Below are 15,493 nucleotides of genomic sequence, written 5' to 3' on the forward strand. Positions count from 1 at the left end.
CGACTGATAGTGCTATGACTTTTCCCCAGTCGCTTTCCTATTTCCCGATAACTGAAACCCTCGCGTAAGTAGGCCTCTATCTGGTATCGTTGTCCCTCGATCAACTGCTTGTAACTCATGGTAGCTACTCTTGTTTTTTGGCGATTACAGAGTACCACCAACAGGCAGTTGATCTCTCCTCACCGTTTAACCATGAGTGGTGCACTTATTATCTGAATTCGGGAGTAATAACTTAGGTTATTTTGGCCTCTCTTAGGAATATGTAATAATTGAATTACTATAGAAAATCATTTTAAACGGGTAATAATTTAGACCTTGATCATTAAAATGATCCTCTGATAATGGATTAAAAATTAGATTGTCAACATGAAAGCATTTATAAATATATCATTAAGTATCATTGCAATCTGCGCGTTGATTTTTTTATATGTTACATGGGTAAATGAAAAAGCAGTGTTATCCTATGAGGGTGAAATAGCACCTAATGAAATTGTAGCTAACAAAACTGCTGTCAATACAATCCAACTACCCACATCGTCTAATGAAAATGAATTAAGAATTGAAAAATTAAAAAATCAAGCTAAAAAGCGTCACCAAGAAATCATCAACCTAACGGGTGCTAATAGTGGTAAGAATCAACTAAAATATGAGGATGACTGGTGTGTCGCCACTGAGGATTTAACAGAAGAAGATCAGGCTTATGCACTTGAACAATCAAAAGAATGGAAACTAAGTAGAGCTAAAGTATCTCTGTCTGACATAGATTCTAAGAGTGATTTACCTGACAGCGCTGAAGTGTATCTCTCTCCGTATAAACATATGGATAAAGAAACTCTAATACGGTTAGGTAAACAAGATGATATGATGGCACTGACCGCAATTATTCAGTCTCCTGGGTATGATGTATTTAATGAGGGGACTAAACTTTATGCCGCCCAAAAGCTTGTTACTTTGGGAGATACATCTACCGGATTAGAAACATTAGTCATCAACGAAATAGTTCAAGTTAAACTGGCCAAAAACCTTAACAAGGGAAATGCTATCAAACATTTAAAATCTGCGCTTGCACTTATTGAGTTTGGCATGATGCGCAATGATTCAACAAGCCTCGAAGTATTTCTAGATAGTGCTATTGATTATAAAGCTCGTTTAAATGGCGTGAATCCTGCGCTACTCACTGATAATGATTTCGACGATATTAAAAATATGGCGAAAGACATATATGATGAGATTAATAAAAATAGAATTGATAATGGCTTGCCTAGCTTTGAAGAAATTAATAACACAAAGATAGGGAAAATATACAATAGTAAAAAGCTCTTCTGGTTCTATTCTAAATACCCTTCTCTTATGAAAAGCTCAATTTTCCCAGAACATTGGAAAAATTCTTACCTAAAAAAATCACCTTGTGTTAATAGACGTATAGCTATGTATAACTTTCGTAATGCTGAACTTCCTGAGATTAAAAAAGAAATTGCTAATATAGAGCAAGGAATGAATTAGTATTTCCATAAACTCTAATATATTTACATATAAACGGGGCAGCCATTTAATAGTCAGAGCGTGTAGTGGCAGACTAAACCCGAACACTGTTTTAAGTGGTAGCATTACACTTAATAACGAGGTGTTCAATGAGAAGACAAAGACGGTCATTCAGTCCGGAATTCAAACATGATGCAGCCAGCTTGGTTCTCGATCAGGGTTACAGCATGGCTGAAGCTGGACGCGCAGTAGACGTTCACGAAAATACCCTGCGCAAGTGGGTTCAGCAGCTCGAATCTGAGCGCGGTGGAAGTACACCAAAATCCAAAGCCCTGACGCCAGACCAGCAACGTATTCAGGAGCTAGAGGCCCGCGTGAATAGGCTGGAGCGAGAAAAGGCCATATTAAAAAAGGCTACCGCACTCTTAATGTCAGACGACCTGAAATCCACGAGCTGATAGACCGGTTTAGGGTGCATGAATCAACAGAATTGGTCTGTTCAGCGATTGGGATTGGTGTCAGCAGTTACTATGAACGGCGAAGACGTCAGCGGCTGATTAGTGCTAAACGGCGTATTCTGCGGGCCAGAGTAAAGCGCTTGCGTCAGTCTGCCGGAACCCGGACGATAGTCAGTATGCTGCGCGACGAAGGCATTGTTATGGGGCGATTCAAAGCGGGTCGCCTGATGCAAGAGCAGGGGTTAATGAGCAAGCAACCCGGCAAGCACGCTTACAAAAATGTACAGGCCGAACGGCCGGATATTCCCAACCTGCTGGACAGGCAATTCGATGTTGAGAAGCCCAATCAGGTCTGGTGTGGCGATATCACCTATATCTGGACCGGCTCCGCCTGGCACTATGCGGCAGTCGTCATTGACTTGCATACCCGCCGGGTCATTGGCTGGAATATGTCGCATCGGCCCGATGCGGAACTTGCGGCCAGAGCACTGGATATGGCCTATGAACTACGGGATAAACCGAAGGGCGTAATGTTCCACAGCGATCAGGGCTCCCAATACGGCGCCCGCAAATTCAGACAACGGCTATGGCGTTACCAGATGATTCAAAGCATGAGTCGACGGGGAAATTGCTGGGATAACAGCCCGATGGAGCGTGTGTTCAGGAGTCTGAAATCCGAATGGATGCCTTCAACAGGCTACTGTTCGATTAACGAAGCAAAACGAGATGTGGGCTATTACTTGATGAACTATTACAACTGGGAAAGACCGCATCAATTTAACAATGGGCTACCACCGGCAAAAGCAGAAGAATTAGCTAAAAAGGTGTCCGGGTTTTATTGACCACTACAGCGACAAGCGATAGACCACTGGAAGTGATGCTGGCCACTAATAGCTACATGTATCTATTTCGGTGATATAAAAATGGGGGAAGGAAACTCCCCTGAATTGAATTGCCGTAGGGGGTTATTTCGGAATAACTACAAACACTTCGCGGGCTTGGGCAAACCAGCAAGCTTTGTGGCCTGCTTGGCCGGGCCTTTGGGGAACAGGCGCTGCAAATAACGGCTGTTGCCTTTCTCTGGCCCGAATTTGGCCGCCATGGCTTTGACTAACGCCCTCACTGCAGGGCTGGTGTCGTATTCCAGATAAAACTCGCGCACAAAGCGCACCACTTCCCAGTGAGCTTCGGTGAGTTCAATGCGTTCCCGCTCAGCCAAAGTTTCCACCATGCTTTCGTCCCACAGAGTGTGATCGAGCAGATACCCGGCCTTGTCGGTTGGAATGGTTTGGCCTTGCCATTCAAAATAATGTTGTTCTGTCATATCAAAGGGTAACCCAGGGAGCGTGGGAGTGGCTCAGAGCGGCCCATTTTAGCGCGTTGATACAGTTATCGTCAGCCACTTTTACGCCGCGGCTGAGTGCATCCTGCTCGAGTACGAAAATATCGAGGTTCGCGAAGTCAGTAAAAATCAGCGCAAACAGATACACACCATTTTCAGTGAGGACGAGCGGTGTGCCTTTTGGCGCTGCGCTGAGTAATTTGCGCTGCTGGTGTGTGATGTGGCTTTGAGAATGAATAAATAGCATCAGAACGTCACCACATGATCAGCCTGGCTGACAAGTTCTAGTAGTGACTGGGAGGCAATAACTTGGGCTTCAACCCCCAAGTCTTCCAACCCAAGATTGCGTGACTGGAGGCTCGGCTTACATACGTACAGTTCTTCGATGTCATAAAACACTAAAGACTTAAGTCGCTTTAAATGGTTTTTGATACCAGTCGGTGGAGCCTGTTCTTTGAGCAACTGGTAAACACCGTCACCTTCAAAAATCAGTTTAACCTGATGGCCGTAATTGGTAGCCGCAATTGCAAAATCCAGCCCGTCTGTGGCTTTTGAGCCTCCATATGGAGTGTGTTGCATTCGTATTAAGAGATCTGCCATCAGAATTGCACCAAATGATCGCAGTTGTGTAAACGGCTGAAAAACTCTCCAAGCCCTACCTGCTCAAACGGCGCTGAAACCGTGTGCGCGGGTAAGGCTAATTGTTCTGCCTGCTGTTCGTCTACTATGCCGCGTTTTGCTGCCGCTGTAACGCATACCAGCATTGAGCTTTGAAACTCTTTATGCCACTCACACCATTGCTGGTAGGGATTGATCTCGTCGCTGGCAGGGGATTGCAAGCGGTTAGCGGTGAGTACACCCGAACCGTAAAAGAATACATGGTCGACTGTATGACCAGCCTCCACCAGCCCGCGGCAAAACGCAAGCGCAGTAAGGTTGGCTTGTTGGTCAGGAGATGCAGTGATTAAAACGGAGTAATTTGCCATAAAAACAAAAACACCCCACGAGGGGGTGTTTTCTCTTGTCTGGTTAAATTAGTCGTCGCTACCAAACGCGCCTAGCAGGTGCAGAATGGAAGTGAACAGATTGTAGATATTCAGGTACATAGATACAGTAGCCCGAATGTAATTGGTTTCGCCACCGTGAATGATGCGGCTGGTATCAAACAGGATCAGGCCGGACATAATGAACACAATCGCTGCGCTGATTGCCAGCCTAACCGCCGGAACCATAAAGAATATGTTGGCAATACCTGCAACGATGGCAACCACAAGGCCGACAATCAGGAAACCGCCCAAGAAAGAAAAATCTTTTTTGGTGGTGAGCGCATAGCCGGACAGGGCAAAGAATACCAGCGCCGTTGCACCCAGAGCTTCCATGATCAGGCCAGGGCCCGCTACACCGAGGTAAAAGTTCAGGGTGTAGCCCAAAGAAGCGCCCATCAACCCGGTGAAAGCAAATACCCAGTAAATGCCGGAAGCTGAATCTGCTTTTTTCTGAACCACAAATAAAGTAATAAAAGCGCCGATGGTCATCACCAGCGACATCATAGGTGAAATGCCCACCGCCATTGCAATGCCAGCACACACGGCACTGAATGCCAGAGTCATTGCCAACAACATATAGGTATTACGCAAAACCTTGTTTGTTTGCAATACTGACGCCTGAGATGCATTTGCATACATCGAACGTTGATCCATTGTTTCCTCCAACAGGACTAGATTGACCAAAAATGGTAACTTTTTAGTTAGTTCATTTGTATGGCTTTTAGTTCAGTTTTTCAAGTGGTTTACTGACATATAAAAGCTATCAGAACAGGAAAAAGTGATAACAAATGTAAATTTTAATCAAGTTGATGAAATCTCACCCACTTGAACAGAATTTTTAAATAAACGCTTTACAGCCAAAAAAATATCATTAAGATACGCCTCACTTCACGGAGAGTTGGCAGAGTCCGGTTGAATGCACCTGACTTGAAATCAGGCGAAGGGTCAAACCTTCCGGGGGTTCGAATCCCTCACTCTCCGCCACATTCCTACAAAGCCCCGCTTGCGCGGGGCTTTGTGCTTTCTGGCTTCCTCAATTTGACCTCAATTCCGGATTGAACCTACTATATTGGCTTCTCGCGGTTTAAATTTTCTGTTTGCTACGTAACTTTGGGTATCTGACATCCAAAGTTTCAGCGGTGGCTGGCATCAGTTTCAAAGGAATAGAAGGTAATCATGCAGCAGTTACCCACCCCCAACTTACGTGAAGGTTCAGTGGAACAAAAGCGTCAGGAAATTCTGGCCTATTTCCTCAATGCTTATGACACCTATGAAGCACTGTTCAGTAATCTGGCCAATGATGACGCCTTTTACCAGCGACCAGAGAAATTGCGCCACCCGCTTATTTTTTATTATGGCCATACCGCAACATTTTTCATCAATAAGCTCATTCTGGCCAAACAACTCAATCAGCGTATTAACCCCCAATTCGAATCGATGTTTGCCATTGGCGTTGATGAGATGAGCTGGGACGATCTCAATGACGATCACTACGACTGGCCTGAGGTACAGCAAGTCAGAGACTATCGGCGGCAGGTAAAGGCAAGGGTGTGTGACGTGATCGCCAGGCTGGAATTTACCATGCCGATAGACTGGAACAGCCCAATGTGGCCGGTCATTATGGGGATTGAACATGAGCGGATTCATTTGGAAACCTCATCGGTACTGATACGCCAGTTGCCTCTTGAGTGGATAGCCCCGCAACCAGAGTGGAGGTTGTGTTTGGAGCGCGGCCAGGCACCCGAAAACACGCTGATTGCCGTTGAGGGGGGGAAGGTTAGTCAAAGTAAAAGACAGGACGGTGACTACTACGGCTGGGACAACGAGTACGGCCAGATGAACGCTGAAGTTGAAGCATTCAGGACTTCCCGGTACCTGGTATCGAACGGTGAGTTTTTGGCTTTTGTTGAAGCTGGCGGTTATTTGGAGGACCGTTACTGGCAACCTGAAGGGCTTAAGTGGCGACAATACACTCATGCTATGTACCCGGTTTTCTGGCGCAGCACTGATACTGGTTATATTTATCGTGCCATGACAGAGGAATTTCCGCTGCCTTTGAACTGGCCGGTGGAGGTGAATTACCATGAGGCCAAGGCGTTTTGTAACTGGAAGAGCGCACAACTGGGTAAACCCATTCGGCTGCCGACAGAAAACGAATGGATGCGATTGCGCGATTCTGTAGGGCTAACCCAGGTGCTTTATACCGATGGAGCGAATTTACAACTGTGCCAGTACGCTTCTTCCGTTCCGGTGAATTGGCATGCCCAAGGCGATTTTTTTGACGTGGTAGGCAATGTGTGGCAGTGGACAGAAACGCCTATTTATCCGTTCCCGGGTTTTGATGTGCACCCGCTGTACGATGATTTCACCACCCCAACCTTTGATAACAAGCATAACCTGATCAAAGGCGGTTCCTGGATATCCAGCGGCAACGAAGCTACCCGGGATTGTCGCTACGCGTTTCGGCGCCACTTTTATCAGCATGCTGGTTTTCGGTATGTGGAATCGGCAAAGACCATTCAGGTAAGCGACATGGATTATGAATCTGATACCCAGGTGTCACAGTATTGCGAGTTCCATTACGGCGATCGTTACTTTGATGTTGGCAATTACCCCCAACGCTGCGCGCAGATATGCCTGCAGTTTATGCATGGTAAACCAACCCGGCGAGCACTGGATTTAGGTTGCGCAGTGGGGCGGGCCAGTTTTGAGTTGGCAAAACTGTTTGAGCAGGTAGACGGCATCGATTTTTCCGCCCGCTTTATTAAGACCGCTATTCAACTTCAAAGCAGTGGTGAACTGCGCTACCAACTGGTTGATGAAGGTGATCTTACGTCATTCCGTGTGCGTCGCCTGCAGGAGTTGGGGCTTATCGCAGTGAGCCATAAAGTGAATTTTGCCCAGGGCGATGGCTGCAATCTGAAGCCGATGTACGACAACTACGATCTGATTTTTATGGGAAATCTGTTAGATCGGGTTTACAACCCCAGAAAACTGCTGCAAACCGTTACCGAGCGACTCAATATTGGTGGCGTGCTGGTTATTACTTCGCCCTACACCTGGTTAACTGACTACACCCAGCGCGAGCATTGGCTGGGCGGCTACAAAGACGCCACGGGTGAAACGCTTACTTCCACAGATGCGTTGGAACAGGCGTTACAGGATAATTTTGAGCGGTTGGCTCCACCACAGGATCTACCGTTTGTGATCCGCGAAACCCGGCGAAAATTTCAGCACACAGTGGCGGAACTGAATGCATTTGTGCGTACTGAATGAAAATGCTTGATTTATGTTCTATTAAATAGATTAGTTAAGGTTAATATGTGTAATGTTGTCCTTTAAATTTGAATGCTAATCTTTAGGCACTTCATCTTTAGAGGAAAAGCTAATGATTTACATTCGAAGAGCCAATGAACGGGGTAAGGTAAATTTGGGTTGGTTGAACAGCCGGCACAGTTTTTCATTCGGTCATTATTACGACCCTAAACACATGGGGGTTTCCGTTTTGCGGGTGATCAACGATGACGTTGTAGAACCTGGCCGCGGCTTTGATACTCATGGCCACCGGGATATGGAAATTGTTTCCTATGTGGTGGAAGGGGCGCTGGAACACAAAGACAGCAAGGGCAATCAGTATGTGATCCCCGCTGGGGATGTCCAGCGCATGAGCGCCGGCAAGGGTATTCTGCATTCCGAATACAATGCCTCTGCAACAAAGCCGGTTAACTTTATGCAGATTTGGATCACGCCCAACGTTACAGGCATTGAACCAAGTTATGAGCAGAAAACCATTGAGCAGAGCAGCGCGCTGACGCCAATTGTAAGCCCGGACGGGCAGGGCAACAGTGTGCGTATTCATCAGGATGCCAGCATTTTCCGCTTACAGCTGGAGCCGGGGCAGCAACATACATTGAGTACTCAGGGGCGTATTGGCTATTTGCATTTGGTCAAGGGCGAAGCCGAAACTGATACCCACTCTTTTGCCTCAGGTGATGCTTTTGCGCTGGGCCCTTCCGATTCAGTAACCGTGAGTGCAGCCTCAGAACTTGAAGCGCTGTGGTTTGATTTACCACAGACTGCCTGAGCCTTACTGCCCCTTGATTTTTGCCAGAAGTTAAGGGGCTTTTTATTGTGCTCGCGGGCGGGTGAAAAGGTTGCAGTGATCAGGCTTCACAGAGGCATCGTTCGTGGTATGATGCATCCAACAGGGTCCCCCTGAATAACACTAAATTATTACAATAACGATTATCAGCGAGCCTCAACGTGATTAAGATTATCCTGGCAGACGATCATGACCTGGTCAGAACAGGGATACGCCGTATTCTTGAAGATGTAAGTGATTTTTCAGTGGTCGCAGAAGCCAAAAACGGGGAAGAAGCGGTTCAGTTATGCCGGAAAAATGCACCCGATGTGGTGCTGATGGACGTTAATATGCCCGGCATCGGTGGTTTGGAGGCGACCAAAAAAGTCGTTCGTTTGGGTGAAAACACTCGGGTTATCTGTTTGTCAATGCACAAGGAAAATCCCATTCCTTCCCAGGTTATGCAATTGGGCGCCTTTGGCTTTCTGACCAAGGATGCCGAACCCGAAGAAATGATCCGCGCTATATACAAAGTGGCTGCCGGCCAGAAGTATCTGGCTCCCGATATTGCCCAGAGTATTGCCATCAGCAAACTGATCCCCGACAGCGACAACCCGTTTGACAGTTTGTCGAGCCGGGAACTGAACATCGCCATGCGCCTGACCAAAGGGCAAAAGGTGCCGGAAATTGCCAGTGAACTGAGCATAAACGCAAAAACCGTTAATACTTACCGTTATCGTATGTTCGAAAAGCTTGGTGTAAGTACTGACGTGGAACTGACCCATCTGGCATTACGGCACAAGCTGATCGACCCCAATCTTCTTTAGTTGGTATGTCTGAATTTGACTCAACCGAGTTTCTCAAAAATCTGACCCAGCAGCCCGGCGTATACCGCATGTACAACGCCGAGCAGGAAGTGATTTACGTTGGTAAAGCCAAAAACCTTAAAAAGCGGGTTAGCAGCTATTTTCGAGTTCAGGTCGATAACGTAAAAACCCGCTCACTGGTCAGCCAGATTGCTAACATCGAAGTAACGGTAGTCAACAGCGAAACCGAAGCGTTTTTGCTGGAAAACAATTTCATCAAAAAATACAAGCCACGTTACAACGTGTTGCTAAGAGACGACAAATCCTACCCGTTTATTTTTCTGTCTGATCACACCCACCCGAGATTGTCATTTCATCGCGGCCCGCAAAAGCGCAAGGGCGAATATTTTGGCCCGTACCCCAGCGCGTGGGCGGTGCGCGAAAGTTTGCGAACGATGCAGAAGATTTTTCCGGTGCGCCAGTGTGAAGACAGTTACTACCGGGCACGCAGCCGCCCCTGTTTGCAATACCAGATGAAACGTTGCAGCGCCCCTTGCGTGGAAGGGTACGTAACCGATAACGACTATCGGGAACAGGTGGATTTGGTGCGCCTGTTTTTAAAGGGCAAAAACCAGCAGGTGATTGGGATGCTGGTGGGGAAAATGGAACACGCCAGCCAAACTCTGAATTTTGAAGCGGCGGCCCGATACCGTGATCAAATTACCGCATTGCGCCAGGTGCAGGAGCGCCAGTGGGTGGCCGGTACGCAGGATGAAATGGATGTGTTTGGCTTTGCCTATCGCGGTGGCATGGCCTGCATACAGGTTATGTTCATTCGTGACAGCCAGTTGCTGGGCAGCAAATCTTATTTTCCCAAAGTGCCTTCAACCGCCAGCGAACAGGAAATTTTTGATTCGTTCTTTTTGCAATTCTACCTTGCGGGTAACAAGCCCATTCCCAGGCAAATTGTGGTGCCAGTCAATTTCGACGACGAAGCGGCAATTATCGAATTGCTCAGTGGTGAAGCAGGGTATAAAGTTAAATTATTCCGCGGCGCACGTGAAGAAAAGCGACGGTACCTTCAGCTTGCCCAAGCCAACGCTGAAACCGCCCTGGAAGCCCAATACAGCCAGCAGAAATCCGTAGTTGCCCGCTATCAGGATCTGGAAGCCGCCCTTGAGCGGGACATGCCTATTCAGCGAATGGAGTGCTTTGACATCAGCCACACATCCGGGCAACAAACGGTGGCTTCCTGTGTGGTGTTTAATCGTGAAGGGCCACTCAAAAGCGATTATCGCCGTTTCAACATAGAAGGTATTACGCCTGGGGACGATTACGCCGCCATGGCTCAGGCTTTGCAGCGGCGTTACAAGAACGTGCAGGAAGACAGCAAGATCCCGGACATTTTGTTCATCGACGGTGGGAAAGGGCAACTGGCCCAGGCTGAGCAATATTTTGATGACTGGCCACATGCCAAGAAACCTCTGCTGATTGGGGTTGCCAAAGGGGTTACGCGTAAACCCGGTTTGGAAACGCTGATCCTCGCCGGCGCCCATGAAACCTTGCCTGTGGAAGGCAATTCACCGGCGATGCACCTCATTCAGCATATACGGGATGAGTCACACCGCTTTGCAATCTCCGGGCATCGCAACCGCCGCCAGAAGGTCAAAACAACATCTACGCTGGAGGGCATCCCCGGTATAGGGGCCAAACGCCGACAGTCTTTGCTGAAATACATGGGGGGATTACAGGGGCTGAAAAAAGCCAGCAAAGACGAAATCGCCAATGTTCCCGGTATAAGTGCGGAACTGGCAGAAACAATATACGATCATTTGCATCATTAATTAGCGCCTTGATGCACCCGCTTATCTTGCAACGGAGTGTGTGGCACAATGAACACAACTGAAGCCAGTTGTCATAAATACAGAGAAGTTACTATGTGGACAGTTCCCAATATCATCACCCTGATCAGAGTGATTTTGATCCCCGTATTTGTGGTGGTGTATTTTTTGGATTGGCGTTGGGCGCACGAAACGGCCGCGTTTATATTTTGGTTTGCGGCCATTACCGACTGGTTTGATGGTTACCTGGCTCGCAAACTGCAGCAATCAACGCCATTCGGCGCTTTTCTTGACCCGGTGGCAGACAAACTGATTGTTGCTGCTGCATTGTTGATGATCACCCATTCTTACGCTTCTCTGTGGATCACGGTACCCGCGATTATTTTGCTGATCCGGGAGATTTATGTTTCGGCACTGCGCGAGTGGATGGGACAACGCGGCGTGCGTGAACGGGTTAAGGTTTCATTTATCGGTAAAGCGAAAACTACTGCACAGATGCTGGCGCTGATTGGCTTACTCTCCGGCCTGGAAACCTTTATGGGCTGGCCTATTTACTGGGTCACTCTTGGGCACTTGTTACTCTATATCGCGTCAGTTTTGTCTTTGTGGTCCATGGTGGTTTATACAATGGCCGCCTGGCGGGATCTTTCTGGCCGTTAACTGGCTGGATTATCGGCAAAGTGGATAAAAAAATAGCAAACGATTGGGTGTTGGTGCCGTAAGGCAAAAAGTTGGCGTTTTTTGTATTGACAGTTTAGGTGGTGCAGGTAGAATGCACCCCACGTTTTGAGGAGGCCAACTAGGCTACTAGAGAACTTCTTAAAACTGGTAAGTGTGCGGGAATAGCTCAGTTGGTAGAGCACATACCTCGTCACGAAGGGATTGCCAAAGTGCTTGGCAGGTTCATTCAGGGCGATAAACGACTATTCAAAAAAAAGTGTGCGGGAATAGCTCAGTTGGTAGAGCACAACCTTGCCAAGGTTGGGGTCGCGAGTTCGAGTCTCGTTTCCCGCTCCAAATATGGCGGAATGGCAGAATGGCTATGCAGCGGATTGCAAATCCGTGGATCTCGGTTCGACTCCGGGTTCCGCCTCCATACTCTCACTGCCTGGCAGTATTCGCAGGGACCAACCTGTCACCATCATGTCTTTTGACATACCCTAGCCCGGGTGGTGAAATTGGTAGACACAAGGGATTTAAAATCCCTCGCTGGTAACAGCGTGCCGGTTCAAGTCCGGCCCCGGGCACCATTTCTTTCTGCAACAATCGTCGCTATCCAAAAACATTTAATTGCCCAACGGCGCATTCTTTTTGTTATATCCAGTACTTATTTTCCACTTTTTATTACTGCACGGTGGCTGGCCCCTACCAGAAGTAAATTTTCTGTAGCAAATTTGCCCACAGTATTGGTCAAATCCTAGGCTGAAGGGTAGAATGCGGAAAAGCTGACGAATGACAGAATATTAATTTTATTGCTGAAGTTTGAGTGTTTATGTCGAAGTTTGACTAGTTGTGGTGCAGTTAGGTGGGGTGTTTGTGAAAATAAAGGTTGTATTGTGGTTAATTGTTTTCTGCTCTTTTCAAGGCCTAGCAGCAGACGTAGTCAAGTTAAACCGTGGGCATTCTGATAAAGATGTTCGCCATCTGTATAACTGGGAAGTTGTAAATCGGGCTCTGGAACTCACTGAGTCTGAATTCGGGTCATACAGCATAGAGGTAACCGGAGAAGCCATCCCAAACCATCAGCGACTTCGGGAACTGCTACTCAATCGTTATCTTAATGTAGCAATGCAATTAACCAACGAAGAGTGGGAGCAAACTATAGAGCCCATCAGGGTTCCCATTCGATTTGGTGCTTATACACAACGTTTAATGCTGATCCATAAAAAGAACGCCGATGCGTTTAAAAAAATTAACACTCTGCAGGATCTCCAGGCTTTCAGTGCCGGTGTCCGCCAAAGCTGGACAACAAAAAACACCCTGATTAAAAATGGTTTTTTGACAGTCCCGGCCTATTCTTATGATGCCCTGTTTGCAATGTTAAATAAGGGCCGGTTCGACTTCCTATTGCGAGGTGTTCATGAGATATACCCGGAATTGGAGGCAAGAAAGGATGAATTTCCGGATTTAATTATTGAGCCCCATTTGGTAGTCAATGTTCCGAATAGCCATTATTACATTTTTGTCTCCCCGGAAACGCCGCACATCAAGGAACGTTTAACCAAGGGGTTGCAAGTCATGCTCGAGAATAATGAGATGAAGGCGTTGTTTGACAAATACTACGCAAGTTATTTCGAGAAGGCTGAATTGGGAAACAGAACCGAAATTATATTTGATAACCCGTGAGGTTTTAATTTGATTTCTTGCTAGGTATTCAGCCTACCGGAGTGGATATTCCTACTGATCCCATGAGGAATAAGGGGGGCTTACTGGCCTTTTTTAATGATGCCTCTCTAGGCACAATATTCTATTATCACTAAGGTGCTGCTAAAGATTACCAAAACTGGCACCGCTAGATTCAGTGGCAATTTGGTTCTTTGCGATTTTACTTTCTTGGTGTAATTATCGGAAAAATCTGTAATCATCCAAGTCCCCCTCCTGCAAAAATCCCCATTTAATGCCAGAGCAATCCGGCGTTCAGAAAAGGACATGTCGTCAATGACAAGGTATTTTTTATTGCCGCTCCTGGCTATGTGTTTGTCAGGGTGCAGCAAGGTAGGGCAGCCCGTCAGTTCAGTGCCACACGCCAATCAGGGCCAGCAAGCCCAAGTTCAAAAAACCAATGTGATCATCATAGTCGCAGACCAGATGCGCAGAGAGGCACTCGGTTACTGGAGCGAGGAAGGCAATGAAGGCTTGCTCAATGGCAAAGGTGATTATGTGGTCACACCAAACCTCGATGAACTCGCCCAAGAAGGGGTGGTGTTCACCGATGCCATCGCCAATTACCCGCTGTGCAGTCCGTTTCGTGGCATGCTGCTGTCGGGGTTGTTTCCGCACAAAAACGGTGTGACGAACAATACCCGCACAGGCCGGCGTGAAGTGGGGTTAAAGCTGGATATCACTACGCTCACAGAATCCCTTGCAGAAGCAGGCTACAACACGGCATTGATTGGTAAGGGCCACTGGAAAGCCAACCTGCCGCTGTTTAACGAGCAAGGCCATTATGTGGGTTCAGAGGACGCGCCGGGAGGGCACTACATTAATGGGACCCGTTATGATACTTACATCCCGCCTGGGCCCCATCGAAACGGCATTGAATATTGGTATCAGGCGCTCGGGCACAACCACAAGAGCCCGATGGTGTACACCAGTGACGTCGAGCTTAGCGGCGTGCCAGAAGGGCAACCGTATTTCCCCAGGGTGTATTCGGCGGTGGACCAGGCCAATGTACTGATTGATTACCTTGAAAACAACCGAAGCCAGCGCGAAGCAGACAAGCCATTCGGGGTATTGTGGGCCATGGATCCTCCCCACACACCCTATCAAAGTATGGACGACACGGATGAAGCCCTGTTCAACGCCTATTACAAGGATGTAGCACTGGAAGCTTTGCTTAATCGCGACAACGCCGATCTGGAAAAAGGCAAAGATGTAGCCCGTTATTACTTTTCTATGGTGACTTTAATCGACCGGGAAATCGGCCGGGTCAGAGCAGCGCTGGAGCAACAAGGCCTGGCTGACAACACTCTGATTGTGTTTACCTCCGATCACGGCGAAATGATGGCCAGCCACAGCATGATGACCAAGAACGTGGTTTATGAGGAGTCGCTGGGCATTCCATTGATATTTCACTATCCGCAGAGTATTGCCCATCGTGTGAGTGATCTGCTGATTGGCGTGCCGGATTTTATGCCGACCATACTCGGTGTGCTTGGCCTTGAACACTACATTCCGGAAGGGCTGGATGGCAAAAACTACGCGGGTTATCTTTTCGGGGGCAGTTCAAATACAGACGAGCTACCGCTATCCAGCTTTTATTACGGCAAATCTGGGGAGGTGGGCGTGCGAACCCATACCTACACCTATGCCATCGACGCCAACGGCGACATCATTGCGTTGTTTAATAACAAAACCGACCCGTATCAGATGAATTTGTTGCAGCCTCAGCAGTTGCCCGAAGCGGACTGGCGTATGCTAAAACATCAGCTGGGCCAGTGGCTGACGGATATTGAGCACCCCATGTACGCAGACAAAAGATATCCGCACCGGATTGCCTATCCCTGATGCTTAAAAAGCGAAAGTCCCCACAATAGTGCAGGGCTTTGGTAATCCTCCCATTTTTAACTGACGCTAAAAGTAGAAGTTAAGCTGCCATCAAAGGTGGTTTTCCACCGTTGGCTTTGTGTGGTCGTTCGTGATTGTAAAACCACAGCCACTTCGTTGCATAGTCCTGCACCTCTTCGATTGATTCGAACAGGTGCTTACTGACCCAGC

The 15,493-nt window shown here is 47.6% G+C and carries 16 protein-coding genes and 4 tRNA genes; 13 read left to right on the plus strand and 7 right to left on the minus strand.

Annotation, left to right across the window (positions count from 1 at the left end; genetic code table 11):
• The coding region (locus tag DXV75_RS16595; RefSeq protein ID WP_147291845.1) for a helix-turn-helix domain-containing protein at positions 1 to 119 on the minus strand (119 nt) is incomplete at its 3' end.
• 247 nt (positions 120 to 366) lie between these two features.
• Between DXV75_RS16595 and DXV75_RS16600 the strand changes: the two genes are divergently transcribed.
• Both DXV75_RS16600 and DXV75_RS16605 read left to right on the plus strand, forming a co-directional pair.
• Entirely contained in the window at positions 367 to 1,503 is a 1,137-nt protein-coding gene (locus tag DXV75_RS16600; RefSeq protein ID WP_115594549.1) for a hypothetical protein, read from the plus strand.
• A gap of 128 nt (positions 1,504 to 1,631) precedes the next feature.
• Positions 1,632 to 2,782 (plus strand): IS3 family transposase gene (locus tag DXV75_RS16605; protein WP_115594550.1). Its coding sequence is split into 2 segments (ribosomal slippage): positions 1,632 to 1,887 and positions 1,887 to 2,782, totalling 1,152 coding nucleotides; the frame shifts between segments, so codons are not numbered across the junction.
• A gap of 137 nt (positions 2,783 to 2,919) precedes the next feature.
• Here the strand turns inward: DXV75_RS16605 and DXV75_RS16610 are convergent.
• The 5 genes from DXV75_RS16610 to DXV75_RS16630 are packed head-to-tail and all read right to left on the minus strand — an operon-like array spanning position 2,920 to position 4,982.
• Entirely contained in the window at positions 2,920 to 3,264 is a 345-nt protein-coding gene (locus tag DXV75_RS16610) for a TusE/DsrC/DsvC family sulfur relay protein (protein WP_115594551.1), read from the minus strand.
• Position 3,265: 1 nt separating this feature from the next.
• Complete coding sequence (locus tag DXV75_RS16615) at positions 3,266 to 3,529, minus strand: hypothetical protein (RefSeq protein ID WP_115594552.1); 264 nt, start codon at positions 3,527 to 3,529, stop codon at positions 3,266 to 3,268.
• Entirely contained in the window at positions 3,529 to 3,882 is a 354-nt protein-coding gene (gene tusC, locus DXV75_RS16620) for a sulfurtransferase complex subunit TusC (RefSeq protein ID WP_115594553.1), read from the minus strand. The genes DXV75_RS16615 and tusC overlap by 1 nt, the downstream gene beginning before the upstream one ends.
• A complete protein-coding gene (tusD, locus tag DXV75_RS16625) occupies positions 3,882 to 4,268 on the minus strand; it encodes a sulfurtransferase complex subunit TusD (protein WP_115594554.1) in 387 nt (128 codons plus the stop codon). The genes tusC and tusD overlap by 1 nt, the downstream gene beginning before the upstream one ends.
• 48 nt (positions 4,269 to 4,316) lie before the next feature.
• The gene (locus DXV75_RS16630; RefSeq protein WP_115594555.1) at positions 4,317 to 4,982 is read right to left on the minus strand and encodes a Bax inhibitor-1/YccA family protein; all 666 of its coding nucleotides are present in this window, start codon (positions 4,980 to 4,982) and stop codon (positions 4,317 to 4,319) included.
• Between the two features lie 238 nt (positions 4,983 to 5,220).
• Between DXV75_RS16630 and DXV75_RS16635 the strand changes: the two genes are divergently transcribed.
• The 11 genes from DXV75_RS16635 (at position 5,221) to DXV75_RS16685 (ending at position 15,283) form a co-directional block, all read left to right on the plus strand.
• Positions 5,221 to 5,312 (plus strand) — tRNA-Ser (locus tag DXV75_RS16635).
• A gap of 192 nt (positions 5,313 to 5,504) precedes the next feature.
• A complete protein-coding gene (gene ovoA / locus DXV75_RS16640; RefSeq protein ID WP_115594556.1) occupies positions 5,505 to 7,604 on the plus strand; it encodes a 5-histidylcysteine sulfoxide synthase in 2,100 nt (699 codons plus the stop codon).
• 112 nt (positions 7,605 to 7,716) lie between these two features.
• Entirely contained in the window at positions 7,717 to 8,412 is a 696-nt protein-coding gene (locus DXV75_RS16645) for a pirin family protein (RefSeq protein WP_115594557.1), read from the plus strand.
• A gap of 179 nt (positions 8,413 to 8,591) precedes the next feature.
• The gene (gene uvrY, locus DXV75_RS16650) at positions 8,592 to 9,236 is read left to right on the plus strand and encodes a UvrY/SirA/GacA family response regulator transcription factor (protein WP_115594558.1); all 645 of its coding nucleotides are present in this window, start codon (positions 8,592 to 8,594) and stop codon (positions 9,234 to 9,236) included.
• Between the two features lie 5 nt (positions 9,237 to 9,241).
• Positions 9,242 to 11,059, plus strand: coding sequence for an excinuclease ABC subunit UvrC (uvrC, locus tag DXV75_RS16655; protein ID WP_115594559.1), 1,818 nt, complete (start codon positions 9,242 to 9,244; stop codon positions 11,057 to 11,059).
• A 93-nt stretch (positions 11,060 to 11,152) separates the two neighbouring features.
• A complete protein-coding gene (pgsA, locus tag DXV75_RS16660; protein WP_115594562.1) occupies positions 11,153 to 11,716 on the plus strand; it encodes a CDP-diacylglycerol--glycerol-3-phosphate 3-phosphatidyltransferase in 564 nt (187 codons plus the stop codon).
• A 281-nt stretch (positions 11,717 to 11,997) separates the two neighbouring features.
• Positions 11,998 to 12,073: transfer RNA gene (locus DXV75_RS16665), tRNA-Gly, on the plus strand.
• A gap of 5 nt (positions 12,074 to 12,078) precedes the next feature.
• A tRNA-Cys gene (locus tag DXV75_RS16670) sits at positions 12,079 to 12,152 on the plus strand.
• A 67-nt stretch (positions 12,153 to 12,219) separates the two neighbouring features.
• Positions 12,220 to 12,306 (plus strand) — tRNA-Leu (locus tag DXV75_RS16675).
• Positions 12,307 to 12,592: 286 nt separating this feature from the next.
• A complete protein-coding gene (locus tag DXV75_RS16680) occupies positions 12,593 to 13,402 on the plus strand; it encodes a type 2 periplasmic-binding domain-containing protein (RefSeq protein WP_147291848.1) in 810 nt (269 codons plus the stop codon).
• 312 nt (positions 13,403 to 13,714) lie between these two features.
• Positions 13,715 to 15,283: a sulfatase family protein gene (locus DXV75_RS16685; protein ID WP_181898457.1), complete on the plus strand. Its 1,569-nt coding sequence runs from the start codon at positions 13,715 to 13,717 to the stop codon at positions 15,281 to 15,283.
• A 79-nt stretch (positions 15,284 to 15,362) separates the two neighbouring features.
• On the opposite strand, the gene DXV75_RS16690 is transcribed toward DXV75_RS16685, so the two are convergent.
• A partial coding sequence (locus tag DXV75_RS16690) for an integrase core domain-containing protein (protein ID WP_147291849.1) occupies positions 15,363 to 15,493 on the minus strand: 131 nt, incomplete at its 5' end.

Source organism: Alteromonas aestuariivivens (genome assembly GCF_003367475.1).
Taxonomy (GTDB): Bacteria; Pseudomonadota; Gammaproteobacteria; order Enterobacterales; family Alteromonadaceae; genus Alteromonas; species Alteromonas aestuariivivens.

Excerpts from the sequence above, each read along its gene's own strand:
- DXV75_RS16645 (WP_115594557.1), top strand. The coding sequence starts at position 7,717 with ATGATTTACATTCGAAGAGCCAATGAACGGGGTAAGGTAAATTTGGGT.
- DXV75_RS16600 (WP_115594549.1), top strand. The coding sequence starts at position 367 with ATGAAAGCATTTATAAATATATCATTAAGTATCATTGCAATCTGCGCG.
- DXV75_RS16630 (WP_115594555.1), bottom strand. The coding sequence starts at position 4,982 with ATGGATCAACGTTCGATGTATGCAAATGCATCTCAGGCGTCAGTATTG.
- ovoA (WP_115594556.1), top strand. The coding sequence starts at position 5,505 with ATGCAGCAGTTACCCACCCCCAACTTACGTGAAGGTTCAGTGGAACAA.
- DXV75_RS16610 (WP_115594551.1), bottom strand. The coding sequence starts at position 3,264 with ATGACAGAACAACATTATTTTGAATGGCAAGGCCAAACCATTCCAACC.
- uvrC (WP_115594559.1), top strand. The coding sequence starts at position 9,242 with ATGTCTGAATTTGACTCAACCGAGTTTCTCAAAAATCTGACCCAGCAG.
- pgsA (WP_115594562.1), top strand. The coding sequence starts at position 11,153 with ATGTGGACAGTTCCCAATATCATCACCCTGATCAGAGTGATTTTGATC.
- tusD (WP_115594554.1), bottom strand. The coding sequence starts at position 4,268 with ATGGCAAATTACTCCGTTTTAATCACTGCATCTCCTGACCAACAAGCC.
- DXV75_RS16615 (WP_115594552.1), bottom strand. The coding sequence starts at position 3,529 with ATGCTATTTATTCATTCTCAAAGCCACATCACACACCAGCAGCGCAAA.
- tusC (WP_115594553.1), bottom strand. The coding sequence starts at position 3,882 with ATGGCAGATCTCTTAATACGAATGCAACACACTCCATATGGAGGCTCA.
- DXV75_RS16685 (WP_181898457.1), top strand. The coding sequence starts at position 13,715 with ATGACAAGGTATTTTTTATTGCCGCTCCTGGCTATGTGTTTGTCAGGG.